Genomic DNA, 21009 nt, shown 5'->3' with positions numbered 1-21009 from the left:
CCGTCTTCGTGTTCTCCGTCTGCGTGTGATGGCCGCGTTATTGACCACCCTGGCGTGCGTACTGGCGGGCTGCGGGTCCGGCGACGGCGACGACGGGGCGGGCCACGGACGGCGGCCCTCCGGGGCACACGTGACCATCAAGGTGCCGTCCGATGCCCCCACGATCTCGGACGCGGTGTCCCTCGCCCGCCCCGGCGACCTGGTGCTGGTCGCACCGGGCGTCTACCACGAGTCGGTGAAGGTCTCCACGCCCCGGGTCACCCTCCGTGGCGAGTCCCGGGACAAGGTCGTCATCGACGGGCGGACACGGCAGCCGAACGGCGTCGTCGTCTCCGCGCCCGGAGTGGCCGTGCAGAACCTGACCGTACGGAACAACACGCAGAACGGGGTCCTCGTCACCGGTTCGGCGAAGGCGGCCGCCGGACTGCCGGGGAGCTTTGGGGGCTACGACACCGGCGACGAGCCGGTCACCTTCCTGAAGTCGTTCCTGGTCTCCCATGTGACCGCCACCCGCAACGGCCTGTACGGCATCTACGCGTTCTCCGCGCAGAACGGTGTCATCGAGCACTCGTACACCTCGGGCGCGGCCGACTCGGGCATCTACGTCGGCCAGTGCAAGCCCTGCCGCATCGTCGTGCGGGACAACATCGCCGAACTCAACGCGGTCGGTTACGAAGGCACCAACGCCGGCGGGGACATGTACGTGGTCGGCAACCGCCTCGTCGGCAACCGGGTGGGACTCACCACCAACTCCGACCACCAGGAGAAACTGCTCCCCCAGCGGGACGCCGTCGTCGCGGGCAACCTGATCGCCGCCAACCAGCAGCGGGCCACCCCGGAACAGGCCGACGGCGGCTGGGGCACCGGCATCGGCGTCGACGGGGGCAGCGCCAACCGGTTCCTGCGCAACCGCGTCACCGGCAACAGCACCGCCGGGCTGGTGATCACCGCGACCTCCGACATCCCTCCGGTCGGCAACCAGATCGTGGGCAACACGTTCGACGGCAACGGCGTCGACGTCGGCTGGTCGTTCCCCACCGCCACCCGGGGACGGGGCAACTGCCTGCGGGACAACGCACTGCACCGCACGGTGCCCGCACGGCTCGCGACGACCGCGGCCTGCCCGCTGCCCGCCAACGCGCCCTCGCCGGCCGGCACCTGGACGACGCCGGCGGCACCCGGCGGCATCCCGTTCACCGAGGTCGCGGCCCCCGGCCCGCAGCCGCAGTTCCCCCACGCGGCCACTACGGGCGCCACCGTGGTCCCGGCCGTTCCGGACCTGCCCGAGGCGGCGGACGTCCCCCTGCCGCCGGCATCCCTGCTCGCCGCGTACGCGCGGGTACGCACCCCCTGAACGGCGGCTACCGGGCCGGGGTCACCCCGGGCACCGGCTCGACCGGGACGTACTTCCGGTCGTCGAAGGCGATGACCACCGGCCGCTCCTCGGAGTCCACGTGGACGCGGACCCGGTACATGGTGCCGTCCGGGCCGACCCAGTAGCGCACGTTGCCCGCCGTTCCGGAGCGGTCGGGGGCGGACGGCCCGGTCATGACGTCCACCCGGTGCCCGTCCACCCGGTCCCGGCCCCACCAGGCGGCCCCGTTCTGCGGCAGCAGTTCGGCGTTGTCCGGCCGGTCGCTGCCGAGCTTGAGCGCGATGGCCAGCGCACTGTCCAGCGCGCTGCCGGACGCCTGGAGCGGTCGGTCGTACCAGCCCGAGCGGGGCGGTGACGCGGGCGCGTGCGCCGGGGGGTTCGCCAGCGGGTGGACGTACACCGAGGTGGCCGTCCACTGGATCAGCCCGTCGCCGGACGCGGCGCGCCCGGTGCCGCGCACCACGCCGTAACCGACCTTGCCGCGGTAGTCGACGGAGCCGGTGACGGTCAGCCCGCCGGCGGCGCCCGGCACGGTGATGGTCACCGCCCGGCCCCGCGCCTCGTAGTTGCGGAACCGGGTGACGGCCAGCCGGTTCGCCTCGTCCTCGGTCAGCGCGCGCGGACCGCTCGGGTCCGGGCCGCCGCCGGCGAGGAGGAACACGGCCACTCCGACGGCCGCCAGGCCGACGGCGACCGCCGCCCAGCGTGCCCACCGCCGTCGGCCCCGGCCGGGCGTACGGCCGGGTGGGGCCTGTCGGATACTGCGGCCGCGCACACGGTTCGACGCCGGCACTCGCTGCCTCACCCTCTCGATCATCACTCCACCGCCCGGCGGCCGGGCGGTTGGAGTGGCGGACGACGCCAGGGCCGGCCCTGGTGGGCCGGCCGGGGAGTGATCCGCCCGTCCGCGCCGTTCAGGCCACGGGCGGGCGGATCACCGTGGTGCGGTGTGTTCAGTGGTGCCGGGTGCGACGGTTCCGGGCCACGAACGCGATGGCCAGGCCCGCGCCCACCAGCAGACCGGCGAGGCCGATCAGCTTGGGCACCCCGGACATACCGGTGTTCGCCATCGAACCGCCCCCGCCCCCGCCGCCCGGGGCCGGGTTGGCCGGCGGCACGGGTGACGGCGGCGTCGAGACCGGAGGCGAGGCCGGCGGGGAACTCGGGCCGGGTGTCGGAGTCGGGCCGGCAGTCGTGGTCGGACTGGGCGTCGGGGTCGGGGTCGGGCTCGGGGATTCCTTCGGGATGTACACCCCGGCGTCGATGGTGTGGTCGACGCCGCCCGGCTTCGCCGGAGCGGTGACGGGCGCGTAGCCGTTGCACAGCTCCCCGGTGGTCGGCGGGGTCACGTTGGAGTCGTGCGCGCGGTCGTCACCGGCCCGCGGGAGCGTGAACCGCAGCTCGCTCGCCGCGGGCTGCTCGGGCACCTGGCTGGTGTCCGCGGTGCACACGTCGAACTGCACCGTGTACTTCGCGCCGGGTGTCAGCTGGTACGCGGCGCCGACACCGCCGAAGTAGTACTCGCCGGCGGCATTGGTCCTGGTCGTGGCGACCTGTTCGCCGTCGGCGTCCAGCAGGTTGATCGTCGCCCCCGGCAGCAGTACGTGCCCCGGGTCCTGGATGCCGTTGTGGTCGCCGTCGAACCACACGACGTTGCCGATCTGGATCGGCGCGTTCGCCGCCGCGTAGGCGATGTCACCGAGCCCGCCGGCCTTGCCGAACCCGCCTTGGGCCGAGCTGACGAACTGGTACCCGTTGTCCTTCGGGGCGTTGCCCGGGCCCTGACCGGTCGTGATGTGGTGGTAGCCGGTTCCGGAGGTCGCGACCTGCTCGACCGGGTCGAACTCGGTGCTGACGACCCACTGTTGCTGCGGGATGTAGGCCACCGACCCCAGCGAGGTCTCCTGGTGGGCGCCGATGAAGGAGTCGCCCGGGAAGTATTCGACGACGTCGGCGGGCTGGCCGCCGCTGTTGGCGGGGGTGGCGTTGTTGGGGCAGCTCCCGGTGCCTTCCCACTGGTATTCACCGGTGGGAGTGGCGCAGACCATGGTGATGTCACCACCGGACATGGCGGTTTCCGGATCGTTCTTGCCCGGGCGGGGGTCCAGCCCTCCCCAGCTGAGCACGTCCATGAACCGGTCGCGGAAGCCCAGGATCATCGAGCCGTCCCGGGCGAAGGCCAGGGAGGCCAGCTCCGGCTGCGGATCGATGAAGTTGTTGCCCGTCCTCCGGTCGTCCCACGTGTCCAGGCTGGTGTTCCACGGGTTCCAGTGGGTGGCCCGGTCGTTGTTGGCACCGTAGACGCTGCCGCGTTCGGCCGTGAGCGGGTGGCTCAGCACCGTGGTGAACCGCTTGCCGTCGAAGATGGAGACGAAGGCCTTCAGGTCCTCGCGCCGCTGCGTGCTCTCCGCGCTGCACACACCGCCGACGTACAGCGTGTTGTCGTGGGTCTGGAGACCGAACGGCCGCCAGTCGTCGGGGTTCGCGCACCCCGGGTCGGGGATCGGGACTGTCGACTCGGGCGTGGAGGCGGTGGTCCCGGTCGCGTCGAAGCTCACCAGGCTGCGAGTGTGCAGGTTCACCGCGTACAGCGTGGTGCCGTCCTCGGACAGGGCCAGGCCGCCGATGCTCTCCTTGCCGGGCGCGTCGGTGAACCCGGCGTCCTTGAGCATGTCGGTGGTGTCGTGCCGTGTCACCGTGGCGTCCGGTACCCGCGTGAACAGCTTCGGCGCACCCGAGCCGTTGACCGGCACCGTGTAGATCGCGCCTCCGCCCTGCGGCCCGTACGGGGTGTACCGGCGGGCGAACGCGCTCTGGAACAGCCGGGTCCGGTACGTGTCGTACGCCAGCCCGAACGTCGTACCCACCTGGTCCTGTGTGGCCAGCGTGGTCGGGCACGCCGCGTCGGTGGGACACGTGCCCCGGACCTTCGTCCCGAACGCCACCAGCGCCCGGTTGTCGTTCCCGTTCGGGCCGTTGTGGACCGGCACGAAGTACCGGGAGTCCGGCAGCGCGTAGTCGGCCGGGTCCCACACCCCCGTCACCACCGAGGCGTCTTTCCCGTCCGACACGTCCACGAACGACGTGAAGCTGTCGAAGTGGTTCTCCGCCGTCGACGCGGGCGCCGCCCGCAGATAGCGGCTGTACGGTTTTGGGACGCTGACGTCGACGCGGTAGCGGCCACCGTCGAGCGCGGCCGACTCCGACACCACGACCTTTCCGGTGGCGTCCGTGACACCGGTGACCCGGTGCCCGTCGGGGTCGGAGACCTCCACCCGCATGCCCCGCTGCGGCACGTCCATCGTCGTGTTGATCACGCCGGTGCCGAAGAAGTCGCGCAGCACCTGGACCGTCAGCGTGCCGTCGGTGGCCGAGGCGGTGGCCGGCCCGGCCGTCGCTCCGACGGCGGCGCCCGCGAGTAAGAGGAGGGACAGGCCGGTGCGCGCCAGCGGCTTCGCGAGCCCCCCGGCCGCCCGGCGCGAGTCTCTGCGGACTCGGTTCATGGCATCACACTCCACACTTCCCTTGTCTGGAAAACGAAGTCCCCGTGTCTGGAAAACGAGGTCCCCGAGGCAAAGAAAAAGGGCCCACACCGCTGTGCGTGGGCCGCTTTATGGTGATCGCTGGAGGATATTGCGGGCCGGCCCTAAGGAGTGCGGGGCAGGAAAAGCGAACACGCGTTCAGACTCTTGGGCAAGACCGCTCCAGGCCGGGGTTTTCCGCAGCTCAAACGTAGGAAGTCCGCGCAGCTCGAACACCGTACCCTCGCCCCCACCACCGACCTCGCCGACCGCCGTCGCGAGCGGCGCGCGACATTCTATCCACGGGAATCAAGTGGTTACCACCAGAACTCCTCGGTTGCGTCGGGATCGTCATTTCCGAGGACCCGCACGGTTATCGGCTCGGTTACCGGCCGGTTCGCACGCCGTGACGTCAGGGGCGGGGCGGCGTTGAAAGGGGTGGCGCGTGCGCTGGTCCACGACGGCACCGCCGGCCCCTCACCCGTGTACCAGGAGGAAGCACCGTGTCCGACTCACCCCGACACCGGATTTTCGCGATGCTGGACGTGGATGGCGACGGCGCCATCACCCACGATGAGTACCTCGCACGGGTCGACCGTGTGGCGGCCGCCGTGGGCCGCGACGCCGGCCATCCGGTCGTCGCCGCGTCCCGGGCCGCTCATGAGGCCGTCTTCGAAGACATGGACGCCAACGGCGACGGACGCGTCACGTTCGAGGAGTACCGCTCCTGGGTCGGGCACGAGGCGTTCGAGCGCTCCTGCCGGCCCGCCCTGGGCTCCCTGTTCGACCTCGCCGACACCGACGCCGACGGACACCTGGACCGCGCCGCGTTCATCCGGCTGCGCACGGCGGCGGGGAACGCGGACACCGACGCCGGCGCGGCGTTCGACGCCCTCGACACCGACCGCGACGGGCTGATCGACCGCGACACCTACCTGACGGGCATCCGGGACTTCGTCACCACGGGCAGCTCCCCCATGGCCGCGGCCTACGGCACCACACCCGCGCCGGGCGTCCGCTCCTGACGGCACGGGGACCCGCCGGCGGCGGTGATCGGCGCCGGCGGGGAGCTGTCCCTTTGGTTCGGGGGTGCGTACACTCCACTGCGACGTGTGATCTTCGCGGGCCGGAGGGCGCGGCATGGGTGGACCCGGGACTCCCCGACGTGAAGTGGTCACGGGGGCTCCCCGGACGGCCCGCCCCGCCCCGGGCCCGGTTCCCCCCGCCCGGACGCGTCCCCAGGACGCCGCTCTGCTCCGGGACTTGATGCGCCGTCAACTCCGGCTCGGCGTCTCGGCGTTCGGGATGCTGGTCGCGGTGATCGGGCCGCTGCCGCTCGTCTTCGCGGCCCTGCCCGACCCGGCGGTCCGGCCGGGCGGCGCGCTGCTCGTCTGGGCCGTGCTCGGAGTCGGCGCCTACCCCGTGCTCGTCGTCATCGGCCGCTGGTACGTCGTACGGGCCGAGCGCGCCGAACGGGACGCCGTGGAACGGGACGAAGGGGCCCGGCGGTGACCGGAGTCCGGGCGTACGGAGCCGCCGGGTGAACCAGGCGTACGGCATCGTGGCCGTGTCGGCGGCGGTCCTGGCCACGCTGGTGATCGGCTCGGTGGGGCTGCGCGTCTCCCGCACCACCTCGGACTTCTACGTGGCCTCCCGTACCGTCCCGCCGTACCTCAACGCCATGGCCGTCAGCGGGGAGTACCTCTCGGCCGCCTCCTTCCTGGGCATCGCCGGGCTCGTCGCCGCCGAGGGCGTCCAGATGCTCTGGTTCCCCGTCGGCTACGCGGCCGGTTATCTCGTCCTGCTCGCGTTCGTCGCCGCCCCGCTGCGCCGCTCCGGCGCCTACACGCTGCCCGACTTCGCCGACTCACGGCTCGGCTCCCCGGCCGCCCGGCGGGTCGCCGGGGTGCTCGTCGTCGGTGTCGGCTGGCTCTACCTGCTGCCCCAGCTCCAGGGCGCCGGCCTCACCCTCGGCCTGGTCACGGGCGCGCCGCACTGGCTCGGCGGCGTGCTCGTCGCCGTCGTCGTCACCCTGGCCGTGGCCGCCGGCGGGATGCGCGGCATCACCTTCGTGCAGGCGTTCCAGTACTGCCTGAAGCTGACCGCCCTCCTCGTACCCGCGGTGTTCCTGCTGCTCGCCTGGCACGGCGACCCGCGCCCCGCCGGCGCCCTGGAGGAACCGCCGGCCTTCCGCCGGCACACCCAGGTCACCGTCGACAGCACCGTACGGCTGCGGATCGAGGCACCGCTGCGGGCCGTGGCCAGCGGTGCCGTGGACGGCAGGGCCTACGACGGCGCACCGCTGGCGCTGGACCCCGGGGTGCACGAGATCCGGGCCGGGACCACCCTGCGCTTTCCACCCGGGACCCCGGTGCCCGAGCGCGCGCCCGGCGACGGCCGGCCGGGCACCGCCGCCGGCTGGGCGGCACCGCTGTCCGGCGGCGAGGAGGAGCACCCGCTCTACGCCACGTACGGGCTGATCTGCGCCACCTTCCTCGGCACCATGGGGCTGCCGCACGTCCTCGTCCGCTTCTACACCAACCCCGACGGCCGCGCCGCCCGGCGCACCACCGTGATCGTGCTCGCCCTCGTCGGCGGCTTCTATCTGCTGCCGCCCCTCTACGGCCTCCTCGGCCGGCTCTACGCCCCCGACCTGCTGCTCACCGGCAACACCGACGCCGCCGTCCTCGTCCTGCCCGAGCGGCTGCTCGGCGGCACCGCGGGCGATCTGCTCGGCGCGCTGATCGCCGCCGGCGCCTGCGCCGCCTTCCTGTCCACCGCCTCCGGGCTCACCCTGTCCGTCGCGGGCGTGCTCAGCCAGGACGTGCTGCCCTCGCTCGGCGTCCGCCGCTTCCGGCTCGCCACGCTCCCGGCGGTGGCCGTGCCCGGCACCGTGAGCGTGGCCGCCGGCCAGCTCCCCGTCGCCGGCGCCGTGGGACTCGCCTTCGCCGTGGCCGCCTCCGCCTTCTGCCCGCTGCTGGTGCTCGGCATCTGGTGGCGCGGGCTCACCCCGCCCGGCGCGATCGCGGGTCTCCTCGCCGGCGGCGGGGGCGCCCTCACCGCCGTCACCCTGACCATCGCCGGGCCGCCGGCCGGCGGCTGGGCGCGCTCCCTGCTCGCCTGGCCCGCCGTGTGGTCCGTCCCGCTCGGCTTCCTGACCATGATCCTGGTGTCCCTGGCCACCCGGGACCGCGTACCGCCCGGCACCGAGGCCGCCATGGCCCGCCTCCACCTGCCCGAACGCCCGGCCGGCCGGGACCAGCCCAGCACCCGCCGAGGAGTGACGACGCCATGACGACCCACCGGCCCCGGCCGCCCCACCGGCCCCGGCCGCCCCACCGGCCCCGGCGGCACGCCGCCCACGGCACCCGCCCGTGAACGGCCTCGCCCTGCTCGCCGCCGGGGCCCTGCCGCTCTTCGCCGCCGGGCTCGCCACCGGACGCCTGCTGGCCCGCCGGGCGGCCCGGGGCGTCCCGGACCCCGGCACCCCCGTGGAACGCGCCACCTTCCGCACCCTGCACACCGCGTCCGTGGCCGCGCCCCCGCTGCGCGCCGGGCTCACCCCGGACGCCGCCCGCAAGGCGGTCCGCGGGCTGCGCCCGCTGTTCGGCACGGCCGCGCTCGGGCTCACCGCCGAGGACCGGCTGCTGGCCTGGGAGGGACCGGGCCGGCACCACGCGGAGGCGGCCCTGGAGCGGGTCCGCCAGGTGCTGGACACCGGCCGCGCGCAGACCTTCGCCGTCGCCTGCCCGGACCCGGGCTGCCCGGTGCGCTGGGGCGCCGCCGCACCGCTCACCGTCGACCGGCGCGTGCCCGGCTCCCTCGTCGTCCTCGGCGCGGGGGAGCCGGGATCCGGGGCGCGGGCCACCGAGGAGGTGGCGCGCTGGGTCTCCGTCCAGCTGGAACTCGCCGACCTCGACCGGACCCGCACCGGGCTGATCGAGGCGGAGATCCGCGCGCTGCGGGCGCAGATCTCCCCGCACTTCGTCTACAACTCGCTCGCGGCGATCGCGTCCTTCGTCCGTACCGACCCCGAGCGGGCCCGCGAGCTGCTGCTGGAGTTCGCCGACTTCGCCCGCTACTCCTTCCGCCGCCACGGCGCGTTCACCACCCTGGCCGAGGAACTGCGCGCCGTGGAGCAGTTCCTGGAGCTGGTCCGGGCCCGGTTCGGGCCGCGGCTGGAGGTCACCCTGCGGATCGCCCCCGAGGTGCTGCCGGTGGCCGTTCCCTTCCTCTGCCTTCAGCCCCTGGTGGAGAACGCGGTCAAGCACGGGCTGGAGGGGAGCGCCGGGCGCGGCCGGATCACGATCACCGCGCACGACGAGGGGGCGAGTGCCCGGATCGCCGTCGAGGACAACGGGGTGGGCATGGAACCCGGGCGGCTGCGCCGGATCCTGCGCGGCGAGGACGGCCCGACGGCCGGCATCGGGTTGCGCAATGTGGACGAGCGGCTGCGCCAGGTCTACGGCGACGAGCACGGCCTGGTGATCGAGACCGGCGTCGGGGCCGGGACGAAGGTCACCCTCCGGGTCCCCAAGTACCGGCCCGGAGTCCACAGCACGCCCGCGCGGACACCGCCCACCGACGACGAACCCCCGGACACCGAGGTGCCGGGGGTCGCGGAGCCGGGGGACGGTGGGCTACGCCGCCTCGACCGCTGAGGCCTCGGCCGTCGGACCCTCGCCCGCCGGCGACTGCCTGCGCTGCCGGCGCGCGGCCATCACCGCGTAGACGATGATCCCGACGAACAGGAACAGCACACCCTGGTACACCGCCGCGTAACCGGCGCCGGCCATCAGCCAGACGGAGAACGCGGCGGCCACGGCGGTGATCACGGAGTCGCGCACCAGCCGCCCCCGGTCGACCTGCCCGGGCCGCCCGGCCACGAGGTGGAAGATCTGCGCGGCGGTGGCCAGCAGATACGGGACGGTCGCGGTGAACGTGGTGACCAGCACCAGGACGTCGAAGACCTTGGCCGAGCCGGAGAAGTAGTTGTAGACGGTGAGCAGCGAGGCGAGGACGACCGTCACGCCCACGCCGACCGTGGGCACGCCCCGGCGGCGGCGGGCGAAGGCGCCCGGGAAGAGTCCGTCGCGTGCCGCCGCGTACGGCGTCTGGGCGCTGAGCAGGGTCCAGCCGTTGAGGCAGCCGGTCATCGACACGAGCGCGGCGAGCGCCACCGCCGTACCGCCCCAGCTGCCCCCGAACATCGTGTTCACGGCGTCCGAGAACGGCGCGGTGGAGGACACCAGACGGTCGTGCGCGACCGTGCCGAACACCGACACCGTGCCCAGCAGGTACACCAGCGCCGCGCCCGCCGTGCCGATGACGGTGGCCCGGCCCACGTTGCGGCGGGCGTCCTTGACCTCGCCCGCGCTGACGGCGGCGGACTCCACCCCGAGGTAGGAGAAGAGCAGCAGGGCGGCGGAGGCGGACACCGCGCCGACCGCGCCGTGCCCGCTCGCGTTGAACGGCCCGAGCCGGTCCGGGTCGAAGAAGAACAGCCCGCCGACCGCGACCAGCAGCAGCGGTACGAACTTCAGCACGGTCGAGACCAGCTGGACGGCGCCGACGTACCGGGTGCCGGCGAAGTTGGCGAGGGCGGGCAGCCACTGGAGGGCCAGCGCGGCCAGGCAGGCGGTCCAGCGGTGGTCGTTGACCGGGATCAGCACGTCCAGGTAGCCGACGGCGGCCACGGCGAGCGCCGCGTTCGACACCCAGGTGGTGATCCAGTACGACCAGGCGGCGAGGAAGCCGGCGAAGTCGCCGAACGCCTCGCGGGCGTAGACGTAGGGGCCGCCGGTGCGCGGGTCCCGGGCGGCCAGCCGGCCGAAGACCAGGGCGAGCGCGATGGCGCCGACGGTCAGCACGACGAAGGCGACCAGGCTGACCGTGCCGTAGGGGGCGATGGAGGCGGGCAGCAGGAAGATGCCGCCGCCGATGATGTTGCCCATGACCAGCGCGGTGGCGACGGGCAGGCCGAACCGGCGGGCATGCCTGCCGGCGTCGCCGTGCGGGTTCTCGGCGGGAACCGTGGGGGGCGCCGCGGGGGTCTCCGCGGAGGCCGGAGCCGACCGTGTGACGGTTCCGGTGGTGTGCATGGGTGGTGCGCCTCTCATGGAACGGACGTTCCCGGGGTCACCGGGACGGGCTCCATGGTCGGGGATGCGCCGATCTGGCTCAAAATCGCCGTTTTTTGTTCCGTGCGGGCCGCTTGATCACGCAAAAAACGTCGCGGCGCGGACCTTCCGCCGCCAGATGTCCGGCGCCGGTCGCGGTCAGTCCGCCGCCCACAGCCCGCGCACATGTCCCAGGTGCCGGGTCATGACCGCGTGGACGGCCTGCTCGTCGCGCTCCAGCAGGGCGTCCAGCAGCTCCAGGTGCTCCTCGGCGGAGGCGAGCAGCCGGCCCGCCTCGACCAGCGCGGTCAGCCCGTACAGCCGGGAGCGTTTGCGCAGGTCGGCGACGACCTCGACCAGGTGCGCGTTGCCCGCGAGGGCGAGCAGGCCGAGGTGGAAGCGGGTGTCGGCCTCGACGTAGGCGATCAGATCGCCCGCCGCGGCGGCGGCGACGATCTCCCGGGCCGCCGGGCGCAGCGCCTCCAGCGAGACCCGGTCGGCGGTGCGGGCCAGGGCCGCCACGGTCGGGATCTCGATGAGCGCCCGGATCTGGGTGTACTCGTCCAGCTGCCGGTCGGAGACCACGGTGACCCGGAACCCCTTGTTGGGCACGGTGTCGACCAGCCCCTCCTTGGCCAGGTCGAGCATCGCCTCGCGTACCGGCGTCGCCGAGACGCCGAACCGGGCGGCCAGCGAGGGGGCCGAGTACACCTCGCCCGGCCGCAGCTCGCCCGCGATCAGCGCGGCGCGCAGGGCGTCCGCGACCCGCTCGCGGTAGCTGCTGCGCCGCCCGCCGAGCCGGGGCAGCGCGGACAGCTCCGCGTCGCGCGTGTTCTGTGCCATGTCACGCATCACCGGGGTGAGTGTAGAGGAGCCGGGCAGGGGAGGAGCCCGGGGGTGCTACAGGACGAACCCCTCGGGGAACGGGTCGTCCGGGTCCAGCAGGTACTGTGCCGTCCCGGTGATCCACGCGCGGCCGGTGAAACTGGGCAGCACGGCCGGCACCCCGGCGACCTCGGTCGTGTCCAGCAGCCGTCCGGTGAACCGGGTGCCGATGAAGGACTCGTTCACGAACTCGGTGCGCAGGGGGAGTTCACCGCGGGCGTGCAGCTGTGCCATGCGCGCGCAGGTGCCGGTGCCGCAGGGGGAGCGGTCGAACCAGCCCGGGTGGATGACCATGGCGTGCCGGGAGTGCCGGGCCGTGGCGCCGGGCGCGTACAGGTGGACGTGGTGGCAGCCGCGGATGGAGGGGTCCTGTGGATGGACCGGCTCGTCCTGCTCGTTGACCGCCCGCATCAGCGCCAGCCCCGCCGCCAGGATGTCGTCCTTGCGGGCCCGGTCGAAGGGCAGCCCGAGGGCGTCGACGGGCAGGATCGCGTAGAAGTTGCCGCCGTAGGCGAGGTCGTAGCGGACGGTCCGGCCGTCCGGCAGGGTGACCTCGCGGTCCAGCCCGGCGGCGAACGACGGTACGTTCCGCAGGGTCACGCCGCGGGCGGCACCGTCCGCCACCTCGACCTCGGCGACCACGACCCCCGCCGGGGTGTCCAGCCGGATGGTGGTCACCGGCTCGGTGACCTCCACCATGCCCGTCTCGACCAGGACGGTGGCCACGCCGATCGTCCCGTGCCCGCACATCGGCAGATAGCCGGAGACCTCGATGTAGATGATGCCCCAGTCGCAGTCGGGGCGGGTCGGCGGCTGGAGGACGGCGCCGCTCATCGCGGGGTGGCCGCGCGGTTCGTTCATCAGCAACCGCTTGATGTGGTCGCGGTGTTCGCGGAAGTACAGCCGCCGTTCGTTCATCGTCGCGCCGGGCACGGTGCCGATCCCGCCGGTGATCACCCGGGTCGGCATGCCCTCGGTGTGCGAGTCGACGGCGTGCAGGACGAGCTTGCTGCGCATCTTCCGGCCTCCTTCCCTCGTCAGACCAGTCCCGCGGCCAGGGCCTTCTCCATGGCCGCGCGGACCGCGGCCTCCTGCTCGGGCAGCAGCGGCATCCTCGGCGGGCGCACCGGGCCGCCGTACCGTCCGGCGAGGTCCATGGAGAGCTTGATCGCCTGGACGAACTCCGTCCTGGAGTCCCAGCGCAGCAGCGGATGCAGCTGCCGGTACAGGGGCAGCGCGGTGGCCCGGTCGCCGGCCGCCGCCGCACGGTACAGCTCCGCCGAGGCGCGGGGCAGCGCGTTGGGGTAGCCGGCCACCCAGCCTTTGGCGCCGGCCGTCGCCAGCTCCAGCAGCACGTCGTCGGCACCGGCCAACAGGTCGAGTTCCGGGGCGAGTTCGGCGATCCGCCAGGCACGGCGCACATCGCCGGAGAACTCCTTGACGGCCTGCACCAGCCCCTCGCCGTGCAGCCGGGCGAGGAGTTCGGGCACCAGGTCGACCTTGGTGTCGACCGGGTTGTTGTACGCCACCACCGGCAGGCCGGCCCGGGCGACCTCCGTGTAGTGGGCGAGGACGGAACGCTCGTCGGCGCGGTAGGCGTTGGGCGGCAGCAGCATCACCGCCGCGCAGCCGGCCGCGGCTGCCTGCTCGGCCCAGCGGCGGGCCTCCGCGGAGCCGTACGCGGCCACGCCCGGCATCACCCGCTCCCCGCCGACCGCGGCCACGGCGGTCTCCACCACCCGGGCCCGTTCCTCGGGGGTGAGCACCTGGTACTCGCCGAGCGAGCCGTTCGGTACGACGCCGTCGCAGCCGCTCGCGACCAGCCAGGCGCAGTGCTCGGCGTAGCGGTCGTAGTCGACCGAGAGGTCGTCGCGGAGGGGGAGGGCGGTGGCGACGAGGACGCCGTGCCAGGGGCGGTGCGGCAGATCGGACATCAGAGGTCCCCATTCTCGGTGAGTAGCCGTTCATAAGGTGTGACATGGCACTGTCGTGGGCGCTTACTCCGTGTCCGGTAGCTCGGCCAGGACGCCGAGCGGTACCGGCCGGGCGAACGGCCGGCGTCCGGGGTCGAGCGGGCAGCCCGTCAGGCCGGCCACCGCCGGCCCGCACATCCGGCCCTGGCACCAGCCCATCCCGGCCCGCGTGAGCAGCTTCACCGTGCGCGCGTCGCCGGCGCCGAGCGTGCCGACCGCCTCGCGCACCCGCCCGGCGGTGACCTCCTCGCACCGGCACACCACCGTCTCGTCCGGCAGCCGGTCGGCCCACCCCGAAGGCGGGGCGTACACCGCGTCCAGGGCCGCGGCGAACGCGCGCGCCCGCGTCCTGGCCCGGTCGGCGGCGGCCCACCGGCGCGGGTCCGGGACGGTGCCGTACAGCCGGGCGGCGGCCGAGTGCCCGGCGATGTGCCCCTCGGCGAGCGCGAGCGCCGCGCCGCCGACGCCGGTGGTCTCCCCGGCGGCCCAGACGCCGGGCACGTCGGTGCGCTGCTCGGCGTCGACCCGTACGGCGGTGCCGGACAGGGCGCAGCCGAGGGCCTCGGCGAGGTCGGTGTGCGGCAGCAGTCCGTGGCCCACCGCGAGCGTGTCGCAGCGCACCCGGCGGGCGGTGCCGGGGTACGGGCGTCCGGTCCGGTCGAGCGCGGCCACCGTCACCGCCTCCAGCCGCTCGGCGCCGTGCGCCGCCAGGACCGTGTGCCGGGTCAGGACGCGCACCCCGTGCCGCAGCAGCCGGGCCGCGTACCCGGCGCCCTCGGCGAGTTTGCCGGGCTGGGCGGCGAGGGCCGGCGCCCGGCGCGCCAGTTCGGCAGGACCGGCGGACTCGACCAGCGCCGCCACCCGGGCACCGGCCGCGGCGAGCCCGGCCGCCACCGGCAGCAGCAGCGGCCCGGTCCCGGCGACCACGGCCGTCCGTCCGGGCAGCACCAGCTGCCCCTTGAGCATGGCCTGCGCGCCGCCCGCCGTGACGACCCCGGGCAGCGTCCAGCCGGGGAAGGGCAGCACCCGCTCATAGCCGCCGGTGGCAAGGACCACCGCGTCGGCGCGGACGGTGACGCCCTCCTCCTGCCCGGGGCCGCGCAGCGCGTACACGGTGAACCCGGCCGAGCCGTACTCGCCTGCCACACACCACACATGATGGTCCGTCAGGTGGGTGATCCGGCCGGCCGCGCGGTGCCGGTCGAGGCCGGTCCGCAGCCGCTCCCAGGTGCGCCGTCCATGGTGCGGGGCGCGCGGGCGGTGAGGGCCGGCGCCGGCGGCCGGCTGCCGGTAGAGCTGCCCGCCGGCCTGCTCGGCCGCGTCGACCAAGAGCACCCGGACACCCTGTGCGGCGGCCGTCAGGGCCGCGGCGAGGCCGGCCGGGCCCGCGCCGACGACGGCGAGCCGCGGTCGCTCAGTCATCGTCCCGGCCCGTCCCCCGCTGGGTGCGGATCACGTCTCCCGGGCGCACCGGCACCAGACAAGCCCGCTGGTTGGGGCGGCCGTTGACAACCAGCAGGCAGTCGAAGCACACCCCGATGCCGCAGAACACCCCGCGCGGCTCGCCGGTGCCCCGCGTGCCGCGCCAGGCCGTCACACCCGCCGCCCACAGCGCCGCCGCGACCGTCTGGCCGGGCAGCGCCCGCAGGGGCATGCCGTCGAAGGTGGCGGTGGCGTCAGGGCCCGGCCGGGCCCGCGTCGGCTCCAGGGGATTCACCGGTCGTGTCCTCCTCGCGTGTCGAACCGCTTCGGTCCTCATGTGCCGAACCGCTCCGGACGGAACGGCGTGAGGTCGAACTCCGGCGCCCTCCCGGTGAGCGCCCGCGCGATCAACAGCCCGGTGGCCGGGGCGAGTCCGATGCCGGCGCCCTCGTGCCCGCAGGCGTGGAACAGGCCGGGCGCCCGGGGGTCGGGGCCGATCGCCGGCAGGTGGTCGGGCAGATACGGCCGGAAGCCCGCGTACGTCCGCAGCGCGCGGACCCGCCCGAGGAACGGGAACAGCCCGACGGCTCCGGCGGCGAGCGCCCGGACCGCGCGCAGCGACAGCGAGCGGTCGAAGCCCACCCGTTCCCGGGTGGCGCCGATCAGCACCGGCCCGGCCGCCGTGCCCTCCACCACCGGCGAGGCGCGCAGCCCGGCCGAGTCGCTGGCCACGTCGGCCACGTAGTCGGCGGCGTACACCTTGTGCCGGACCCGGCGCGGCAGCGGCTCGGTGACCAGGACGAAACCGCGCCGGGGGAGCACCGGCAGCCGGGTTCCGGCGAGTGCCGCGAGATCACCGCCCCACACACCGGCCGCGTTCACCACCGCCGGGGCGTGGATGTCCCCCCGGTCGGTGCGGACGCCGTACACGGTGCCGCCCGCCGTGCGCAGCACCCCGGTCACCGTGTGCCCGGGGTGCGACCGGGCGCCGGAGGCGCGGAGCAGGTGGGCGGCGGCCAGCGCGGGCATGACCTGGGCATCCTGCGGATAGTGCACCCCGCCCGCCATCCCGGGCGCCAGATACGGTTCGAAGTCCGTGAGTTGATTGTCCGCTACCGGTATGGCCGTGACACCGGCGGAGCGCTGGCGGGCGGCGAAGTCCCGCAGCGCGGCCAGCGCGCCGGGCGTCGAGGCGACCACCAGGCCGCCCTTGGGCTCGTACTCGATCGCGGCGCCCAGCTCCTCGGCCAGCCCGGCCCACAACCGGGCCGACAGCAGGGCCAGTCGAAGCTCCGGGCCCGGCTCCTTGTCGGAGACCAGCACGTTGCCCTCGCCCGCTCCGGTGGTGCCGCCGGCCACCGGGCCCCGGTCCACCACCCGTACCTCCAGGCCGGCCCGGGCGGCGTACAGCGCACAGGCGGCGCCCGCCATCCCGGCTCCGACGACCACGACATCGCAGGTCAGCCGCTTCGCCACGGCAGTACTATGTCACATGTTTCTCACGATGAGGAGACCCCTGACTCCGGTGCGTGGACGCCCCCTTGACGTCGTACGGAGCCCGATCGACACTCCAGGGAGGGAATCCTAGTGAACAGGTAGGAAAACATGGCGCGCCTCGCACCGGGCACCGGCCGATCGGACCGGACCCCGTCGCGCGCGCCCCTGCTCACCTCCCGCCGTCACATCGACCTCCAGCGTGTCTGCAGCGCGATCAGCCGCCACCGCTGAACCGGGCCCCTCGGCCCCCGCCGGCCGGCCGTCGCCCGTGCCGGAGCGCCCGTCCGCACGCCCACCACCCGGGGAGACGCATGTCCATCACTCCGCTCGCCGCCGTCCGGCCCGCCCACCGCACCGCCCCCCTCTTCCGGGGCCGGATCGGCCGGGACGCGCGCAGCGGCCACTACGCCGTGCCGCACCGCTACCGGATCCACCTGTCCACCGCCTGCCCCGACGGGCTGCGCCTCGCCGTCGGTCACAGCCTCCTCGGCCTGGACGCCCGCTGTCCGGTCACCCTCCTGCCCGCCGTCCCCGACTGTCCCGACGGCGGCCACACGGCGCTGCGCCCCCTGTACGAGGCGAGCGCCCACCACTACACCGGCCCCGCCCTCGGCCCCGTGCTCAGCGACGACTGGTCCGGACGGATCGTCAGCACCCACACCCCCGACATCCTGCGCGACCTGGACCGGTTCCGCCCGGACGACCGCGCCGGCCTGTACCCGGCGGGCCTGGAGTCCGTGATCGAGGCGGTGGAGCGGATGTGCGCCGAGGGCATCGAGGAGGCCGCCCAGCGCGCCGGCCGGGCGGGCGCCGGACCGCGGGAGCGGGCCGCCGCGCTCGACACCCTGCTGGACACCCTGGGCCGGCTGGAGCGCCGGCTGAGCGGCGAGGAGTACCTGGCCGACGGCCGGCTCACCGCCGCCGACGTCGAGCTGTGGGTGTCCCTGGTGCAGCTCGACACCGTCCACCGCTGCCATCTCGACGCCTCCGCCGTGCACCGGGTGGCCGGGCACCGCGCGCTGTGGGCCTACGCCCGCCGGCTGGCCGCCCATCCGGCCTTCGGCCGCCATCTCGACCTCGACGGCATCGCCCGCCGCCACCACGGCCGCTGCCAGGGCCTGGAGGCCGCCGGAGCCGCCGTCCAGATCCTGGACTGGGCGAGCCACGCCGCGCACACCCCGGGCGCCTGCCGCAGGTGAGAGCGGTCCGCCGGGGTCCACTGGACGGACGGGCGTTGACATTCGAACGGTCAACTGCCTTACTTACGGCTCAGAACGGTCATGAGCGTCAGCGCCAAGCCCTGGCTCGCTGACCGGCAACCCTCGCACCGCGGTGGGGTGCCCCAGGTGACGACCGGACCGGACGACGCATTCGGTAAGCGCGAGGCTCCCCGGGGGCCACGACAGTGACAGGTGACGCCATGTACGCAGCTTCCAGGACGGCCCCGAGCCGCCCCCAGGGCCGCATGCCGTCGTACGCCGGTCTCCTGGTCGCGGACCGTGCCGTCGATCTGCTCCGGGTGAACAGCGCGCTGTGTACCGCGCCGGGCATCGCCCGCCGCCAGGGCTGACCGCTCCTCATCGCCCTCGCGTTCCCGCCGCACACCCCGCTCGCCCGGTGTGCCGTTGTCCGCCCAGCCCCCGGCTAGCGCCGGCCCGTGCGCCGCCCCGTGCCCCAGAGCCCTCGCGGCGCGCGTCCGCCCGGCCGCGGCCCGGGGTGTCCGATCCCGCCGGAGCCCCTCATGAGTGAACCCCCAGGCGCCGCCGTCTCCCTCGCCGAGGCGCCCACGCCAGCCGACACACCGTCAAAGAGACAGCAGGCGCCGCGAGTCCAGCCGCAGCGCCGTCCCGGACGGTGGGTCGTCACCGCCGTCGTCCTCGTCCTCGTCGCGCAGATCCTGCACGGACTGGCCACGAACCCCTTCTACCAGTGGGACCGCTTCCGCTACTGGTTCCTGCGCCCCGCCGTCCTCGACGGGCTCCTCGTCACCCTCGAAGTCACCGCGCTCAGCGCCGTACTGGGACTCCTCGGCGGCGTCCTGCTCGCGCTCGGCCGGCTCTCCGGCAGCGCGGTGCTGCGCGCGGTCAGCTGGACCTACACCTGGCTGCTCCGCTCCGTCCCGCTGATCGTGGTGCTGATCTTCCTGTACAACTTCAGTGCCCTCTACAAGACCCTGAGCCTCGGGGTGCCGTTCGGCCCCGCCTTCGTGACCTTCGACGAGTCCCGGCTGGCCACCGACATGACCATCGCCGTCGTCGGTCTCACCCTCAACGAGGCGGCGTACGCGTCCGAGGTGGTCCGCGGCGGCATCCTCTCCGTCGACCAGGGCCAGCACGAGGCCGCCGCCGCGCTCGGCCTGCCCCGGCACCACCGGTTCCGCAGGATCGTCTTCCCGCAGGCCCTCAGGTCCATCACCCCCAACTACGTCAACCAGCTGATCGGCCTGATCAAGAGCACCTCGCTGGTCTTCTACGTCTCCCTGCTCGACCTGTTCGGCGTGGTGCAGTCGATGGGCAACACCTACCCCGGCGACGTGGTGCCGCTGCTCATGGTCGCCACCGTCTGGTACCTGATCCTGACCAGCGCCGTCTCCATCGCCCAGTTCTACGTCGAGCGGTACTACGCCCGCGGCGCCACCCGCACCCTGCCGCCGACCCCGCTCCAGCGGCTGCGCGCCCGACTCGCGGAGCTGCGGGCCCGGCTGCGCCGCGAAGCCGCCGTATGACCGCCGCATGACCGCCGTGCGCCCCCACGAAGAACCCGCACCCGCCCCACCACCTCAGTCCCCACCACCTGCATCCCCACCACCTCCATCCCCACGACCTCCGTTCCCACGACGCCCCGGCACCCGAACGACAAGGACAGCCATGCCCAGCCAGTTCTCCCGACGCCGTCTCGTACGCGGACTCACCGCGGCGACCGCGACCCTCTCCCTCGCCGGCGGGCTCGCCGCCTGCGGGGGAGACAGCGACGCCGCCACCACCGGCGACCGGGCCGGCACGGTGACCGTGGGACAGCTGTCCAACGGAGCAGCCGAGCCGGTCGAACTGAAGGTCTCCGAGGTCAAGTCCATCAGCGCCGAGCTGCCCGCCTCGATCCGCAAGAGCGGCAAGCTCGTCATCGGCATCGGCGCCCTGCCCTCCGGCTCCGCGCCGCTGAACTTCGTGGGCAGCGACCAGAAGACCCTCACCGGCTCCGAACCCGACCTCGGCCGGCTGGTGGCCGCGGTGCTCGGCCTGAAGCCCGAACTGCGCAACTCCACCTGGGAGAACCTCTTCGTCGGCCTCGACAGCGGCAAGAACGACGTCGCCTTCTCCAACGTCACCGTCACCGAGGAACGCAAGAAGAAGTACGAGTTCGCCTCCTACCGCAAGGACGACCTGGCCTTCGAGGTACTGAAGAAGAGCACCTGGAACTTCGACGGCGACTACCGCAACCTCGCCGGCAAGACGGTCACCGTCGGCGCCGGCACCAACCAGGAGAAGATCCTGCTGGAGTGGAAGGCCCGGCTGGCCAAGGAGGGCAAGAAGCTCACCGTCAAGTACTTCCCGGACCAGAACGCCATCAACCTGGCGCTGCGCGGCGGCAAGGTCGACGCCTACCTCGGCCCCAACCCCGCCGTCGCCTACCGGACGAAGCAGACCGCGCACACCCCCGACCCCACGCGCAGCGCGGGCACCTTCTCCGGAGCCGGCGAGACGGTCCAGGGCCTGATCGCCGCCACCGCCAAGAAGGACAGCGGGCTGGCCAAGCCGCTCGCCGACGCCCTCAACCACCTGATCGAGCACGGGCAGTACGGCAAGTGGCTCGCCGCCTACAACCTGTCGAGCGAAGCCGTGCCCAAGGCCGAGATCAACCCGCCCGGCCTGCCCCTGGACAACTCCTGACACGGCCCGGGAACAACGCGCGGCGGCGGGGCGTTGAGGGTCGTGACGAGATCCACCCGGCGGACGCCGCACCGGCCCGCCGCGACCGACGGAGGGAGGTGACGGCCGTGACCCGGGTGCCCGAACGGTCCCGCCCGCCGCGCCCGTACCGCTCCGTCCGGCTGCACTCCCGGCCGCACATAGACCTCCAGCGCGTGTCCGCCGCGCTCTGTCGCCACTGATCTCCGCCCGGCCTCCCGGCCCGGCCGCTTCCCCGCTTGGCCCCGCGCGCGCCCGCACGGCCCGCACCGCGTGCACCGCGGCCCTCGCCGCGCGCACCCCGGCCCGCGC

The 21009-nt window shown here is 74.0% G+C and carries 20 protein-coding genes and 1 riboswitch; of the genes, 11 read left to right on the top strand and 9 right to left on the bottom strand.

Annotated features, from left to right (window positions below):
* Window positions 1-142 precede the first annotated feature (142 nt).
* Entirely contained in the window at window positions 143-1354 is a 1212-nt protein-coding gene (locus IH25_RS0119825) for a right-handed parallel beta-helix repeat-containing protein (RefSeq protein ID WP_030611871.1), read from the top strand.
* A gap of 7 nt (window positions 1355-1361) precedes the next feature.
* Here the strand turns inward: IH25_RS0119825 and IH25_RS0119820 are convergent, their stop codons facing one another.
* Entirely contained in the window at window positions 1362-2042 is a 681-nt protein-coding gene (locus IH25_RS0119820) for a hypothetical protein (protein ID WP_030611868.1), read from the bottom strand.
* A gap of 286 nt (window positions 2043-2328) precedes the next feature.
* On the bottom strand, window positions 2329-4878 hold the full coding sequence (locus IH25_RS0119815) for an SdrD B-like domain-containing protein (protein WP_078844326.1): 2550 nt from the start codon (window positions 4876-4878) through the stop codon (window positions 2329-2331).
* A gap of 521 nt (window positions 4879-5399) precedes the next feature.
* Between IH25_RS0119815 and IH25_RS0119810 the strand changes: the two genes are divergently transcribed.
* From IH25_RS0119810 to IH25_RS0119795, 4 genes are all read left to right on the top strand, one after another.
* Window positions 5400-5921, top strand: coding sequence for an EF-hand domain-containing protein (locus IH25_RS0119810; RefSeq protein ID WP_030611862.1), 522 nt, complete (start codon window positions 5400-5402; stop codon window positions 5919-5921).
* A gap of 241 nt (window positions 5922-6162) precedes the next feature.
* A complete protein-coding gene (locus IH25_RS41940) occupies window positions 6163-6408 on the top strand; it encodes a hypothetical protein (RefSeq protein WP_394298438.1) in 246 nt (81 codons plus the stop codon).
* 28 nt (window positions 6409-6436) lie between these two features.
* A complete protein-coding gene (locus tag IH25_RS0119800) occupies window positions 6437-8191 on the top strand; it encodes a sodium/solute symporter (protein WP_030611857.1) in 1755 nt (584 codons plus the stop codon).
* Between the two features lie 79 nt (window positions 8192-8270).
* Window positions 8271-9557 (top strand): sensor histidine kinase, encoded by a 1287-nt coding sequence (locus tag IH25_RS0119795; RefSeq protein ID WP_078844325.1) that lies wholly within the window; start codon window positions 8271-8273, stop codon window positions 9555-9557.
* On the opposite strand, the gene IH25_RS0119790 is transcribed toward IH25_RS0119795, so the two are convergent.
* From IH25_RS0119790 to IH25_RS0119760, 7 genes are all read right to left on the bottom strand, one after another.
* A complete protein-coding gene (locus tag IH25_RS0119790) occupies window positions 9537-10997 on the bottom strand; it encodes an amino acid permease (protein ID WP_051754049.1) in 1461 nt (486 codons plus the stop codon). The two genes, IH25_RS0119795 and IH25_RS0119790, sit on opposite strands and share 21 nt — an antisense overlap.
* Window positions 10998-11174: 177 nt before the next feature.
* Entirely contained in the window at window positions 11175-11867 is a 693-nt protein-coding gene (locus IH25_RS0119785) for a GntR family transcriptional regulator (RefSeq protein ID WP_209445340.1), read from the bottom strand.
* A gap of 48 nt (window positions 11868-11915) precedes the next feature.
* Complete coding sequence (locus tag IH25_RS0119780; protein WP_030611846.1) at window positions 11916-12917, bottom strand: proline racemase family protein; 1002 nt, start codon at window positions 12915-12917, stop codon at window positions 11916-11918.
* 20 nt (window positions 12918-12937) lie between these two features.
* Window positions 12938-13834, bottom strand: a complete 897-nt coding sequence (locus tag IH25_RS0119775; protein WP_030611843.1) for a dihydrodipicolinate synthase family protein — start codon at window positions 13832-13834, stop codon at window positions 12938-12940.
* A gap of 63 nt (window positions 13835-13897) precedes the next feature.
* Window positions 13898-15295: an NAD(P)/FAD-dependent oxidoreductase gene (locus IH25_RS0119770; protein WP_030611840.1), complete on the bottom strand. Its 1398-nt coding sequence runs from the start codon at window positions 15293-15295 to the stop codon at window positions 13898-13900.
* Window positions 15288-15590, bottom strand: coding sequence for a (2Fe-2S)-binding protein (locus IH25_RS0119765; RefSeq protein WP_030611837.1), 303 nt, complete (start codon window positions 15588-15590; stop codon window positions 15288-15290). Before IH25_RS0119765 ends, IH25_RS0119770 begins: the two co-directional genes overlap by 8 nt.
* Before the next feature lie 38 nt (window positions 15591-15628).
* Window positions 15629-16771, bottom strand: a complete 1143-nt coding sequence (locus tag IH25_RS0119760; RefSeq protein ID WP_030611834.1) for an NAD(P)/FAD-dependent oxidoreductase — start codon at window positions 16769-16771, stop codon at window positions 15629-15631.
* A 129-nt stretch (window positions 16772-16900) separates the two neighbouring features.
* On the opposite strand from IH25_RS0119760, the gene IH25_RS42985 reads away from it, so the two are divergent.
* The 6 genes from IH25_RS42985 (at window position 16901) to IH25_RS43090 (ending at window position 20900) form a co-directional block, all read left to right on the top strand.
* A complete protein-coding gene (locus IH25_RS42985; RefSeq protein WP_342447368.1) occupies window positions 16901-17023 on the top strand; it encodes a putative leader peptide in 123 nt (40 codons plus the stop codon).
* 80 nt (window positions 17024-17103) lie between these two features.
* On the top strand, window positions 17104-17991 hold the full coding sequence (locus tag IH25_RS0119750; RefSeq protein ID WP_030611831.1) for a glutathione S-transferase C-terminal domain-containing protein: 888 nt from the start codon (window positions 17104-17106) through the stop codon (window positions 17989-17991).
* A gap of 77 nt (window positions 17992-18068) precedes the next feature.
* A riboswitch (SAM riboswitch) is annotated at window positions 18069-18179 on the top strand.
* 33 nt (window positions 18180-18212) lie between these two features.
* Window positions 18213-18362, top strand: a complete 150-nt coding sequence (locus tag IH25_RS41250) for a hypothetical protein (RefSeq protein ID WP_157846993.1) — start codon at window positions 18213-18215, stop codon at window positions 18360-18362.
* Window positions 18363-18533: 171 nt separating this feature from the next.
* The gene (locus IH25_RS0119740; protein ID WP_030611829.1) at window positions 18534-19517 is read left to right on the top strand and encodes an amino acid ABC transporter permease; all 984 of its coding nucleotides are present in this window, start codon (window positions 18534-18536) and stop codon (window positions 19515-19517) included.
* Between the two features lie 142 nt (window positions 19518-19659).
* Complete coding sequence (locus IH25_RS0119735; RefSeq protein ID WP_030611826.1) at window positions 19660-20679, top strand: ABC transporter substrate-binding protein; 1020 nt, start codon at window positions 19660-19662, stop codon at window positions 20677-20679.
* Window positions 20595-20900, top strand: coding sequence for a putative leader peptide (locus tag IH25_RS43090; protein ID WP_369405228.1), 306 nt, complete (start codon window positions 20595-20597; stop codon window positions 20898-20900). The genes IH25_RS0119735 and IH25_RS43090 overlap by 85 nt, the downstream gene beginning before the upstream one ends.
* The last annotated feature ends 109 nt before the right edge of the window (window positions 20901-21009 follow it).

Source organism: Streptomyces achromogenes subsp. achromogenes (genome assembly GCF_000720835.1).
GTDB classification, from domain to species: Bacteria; Actinomycetota; Actinomycetes; order Streptomycetales; family Streptomycetaceae; genus Streptomyces; species Streptomyces achromogenes.
This window is presented reverse-complemented; position numbering and strand designations above follow the sequence as displayed.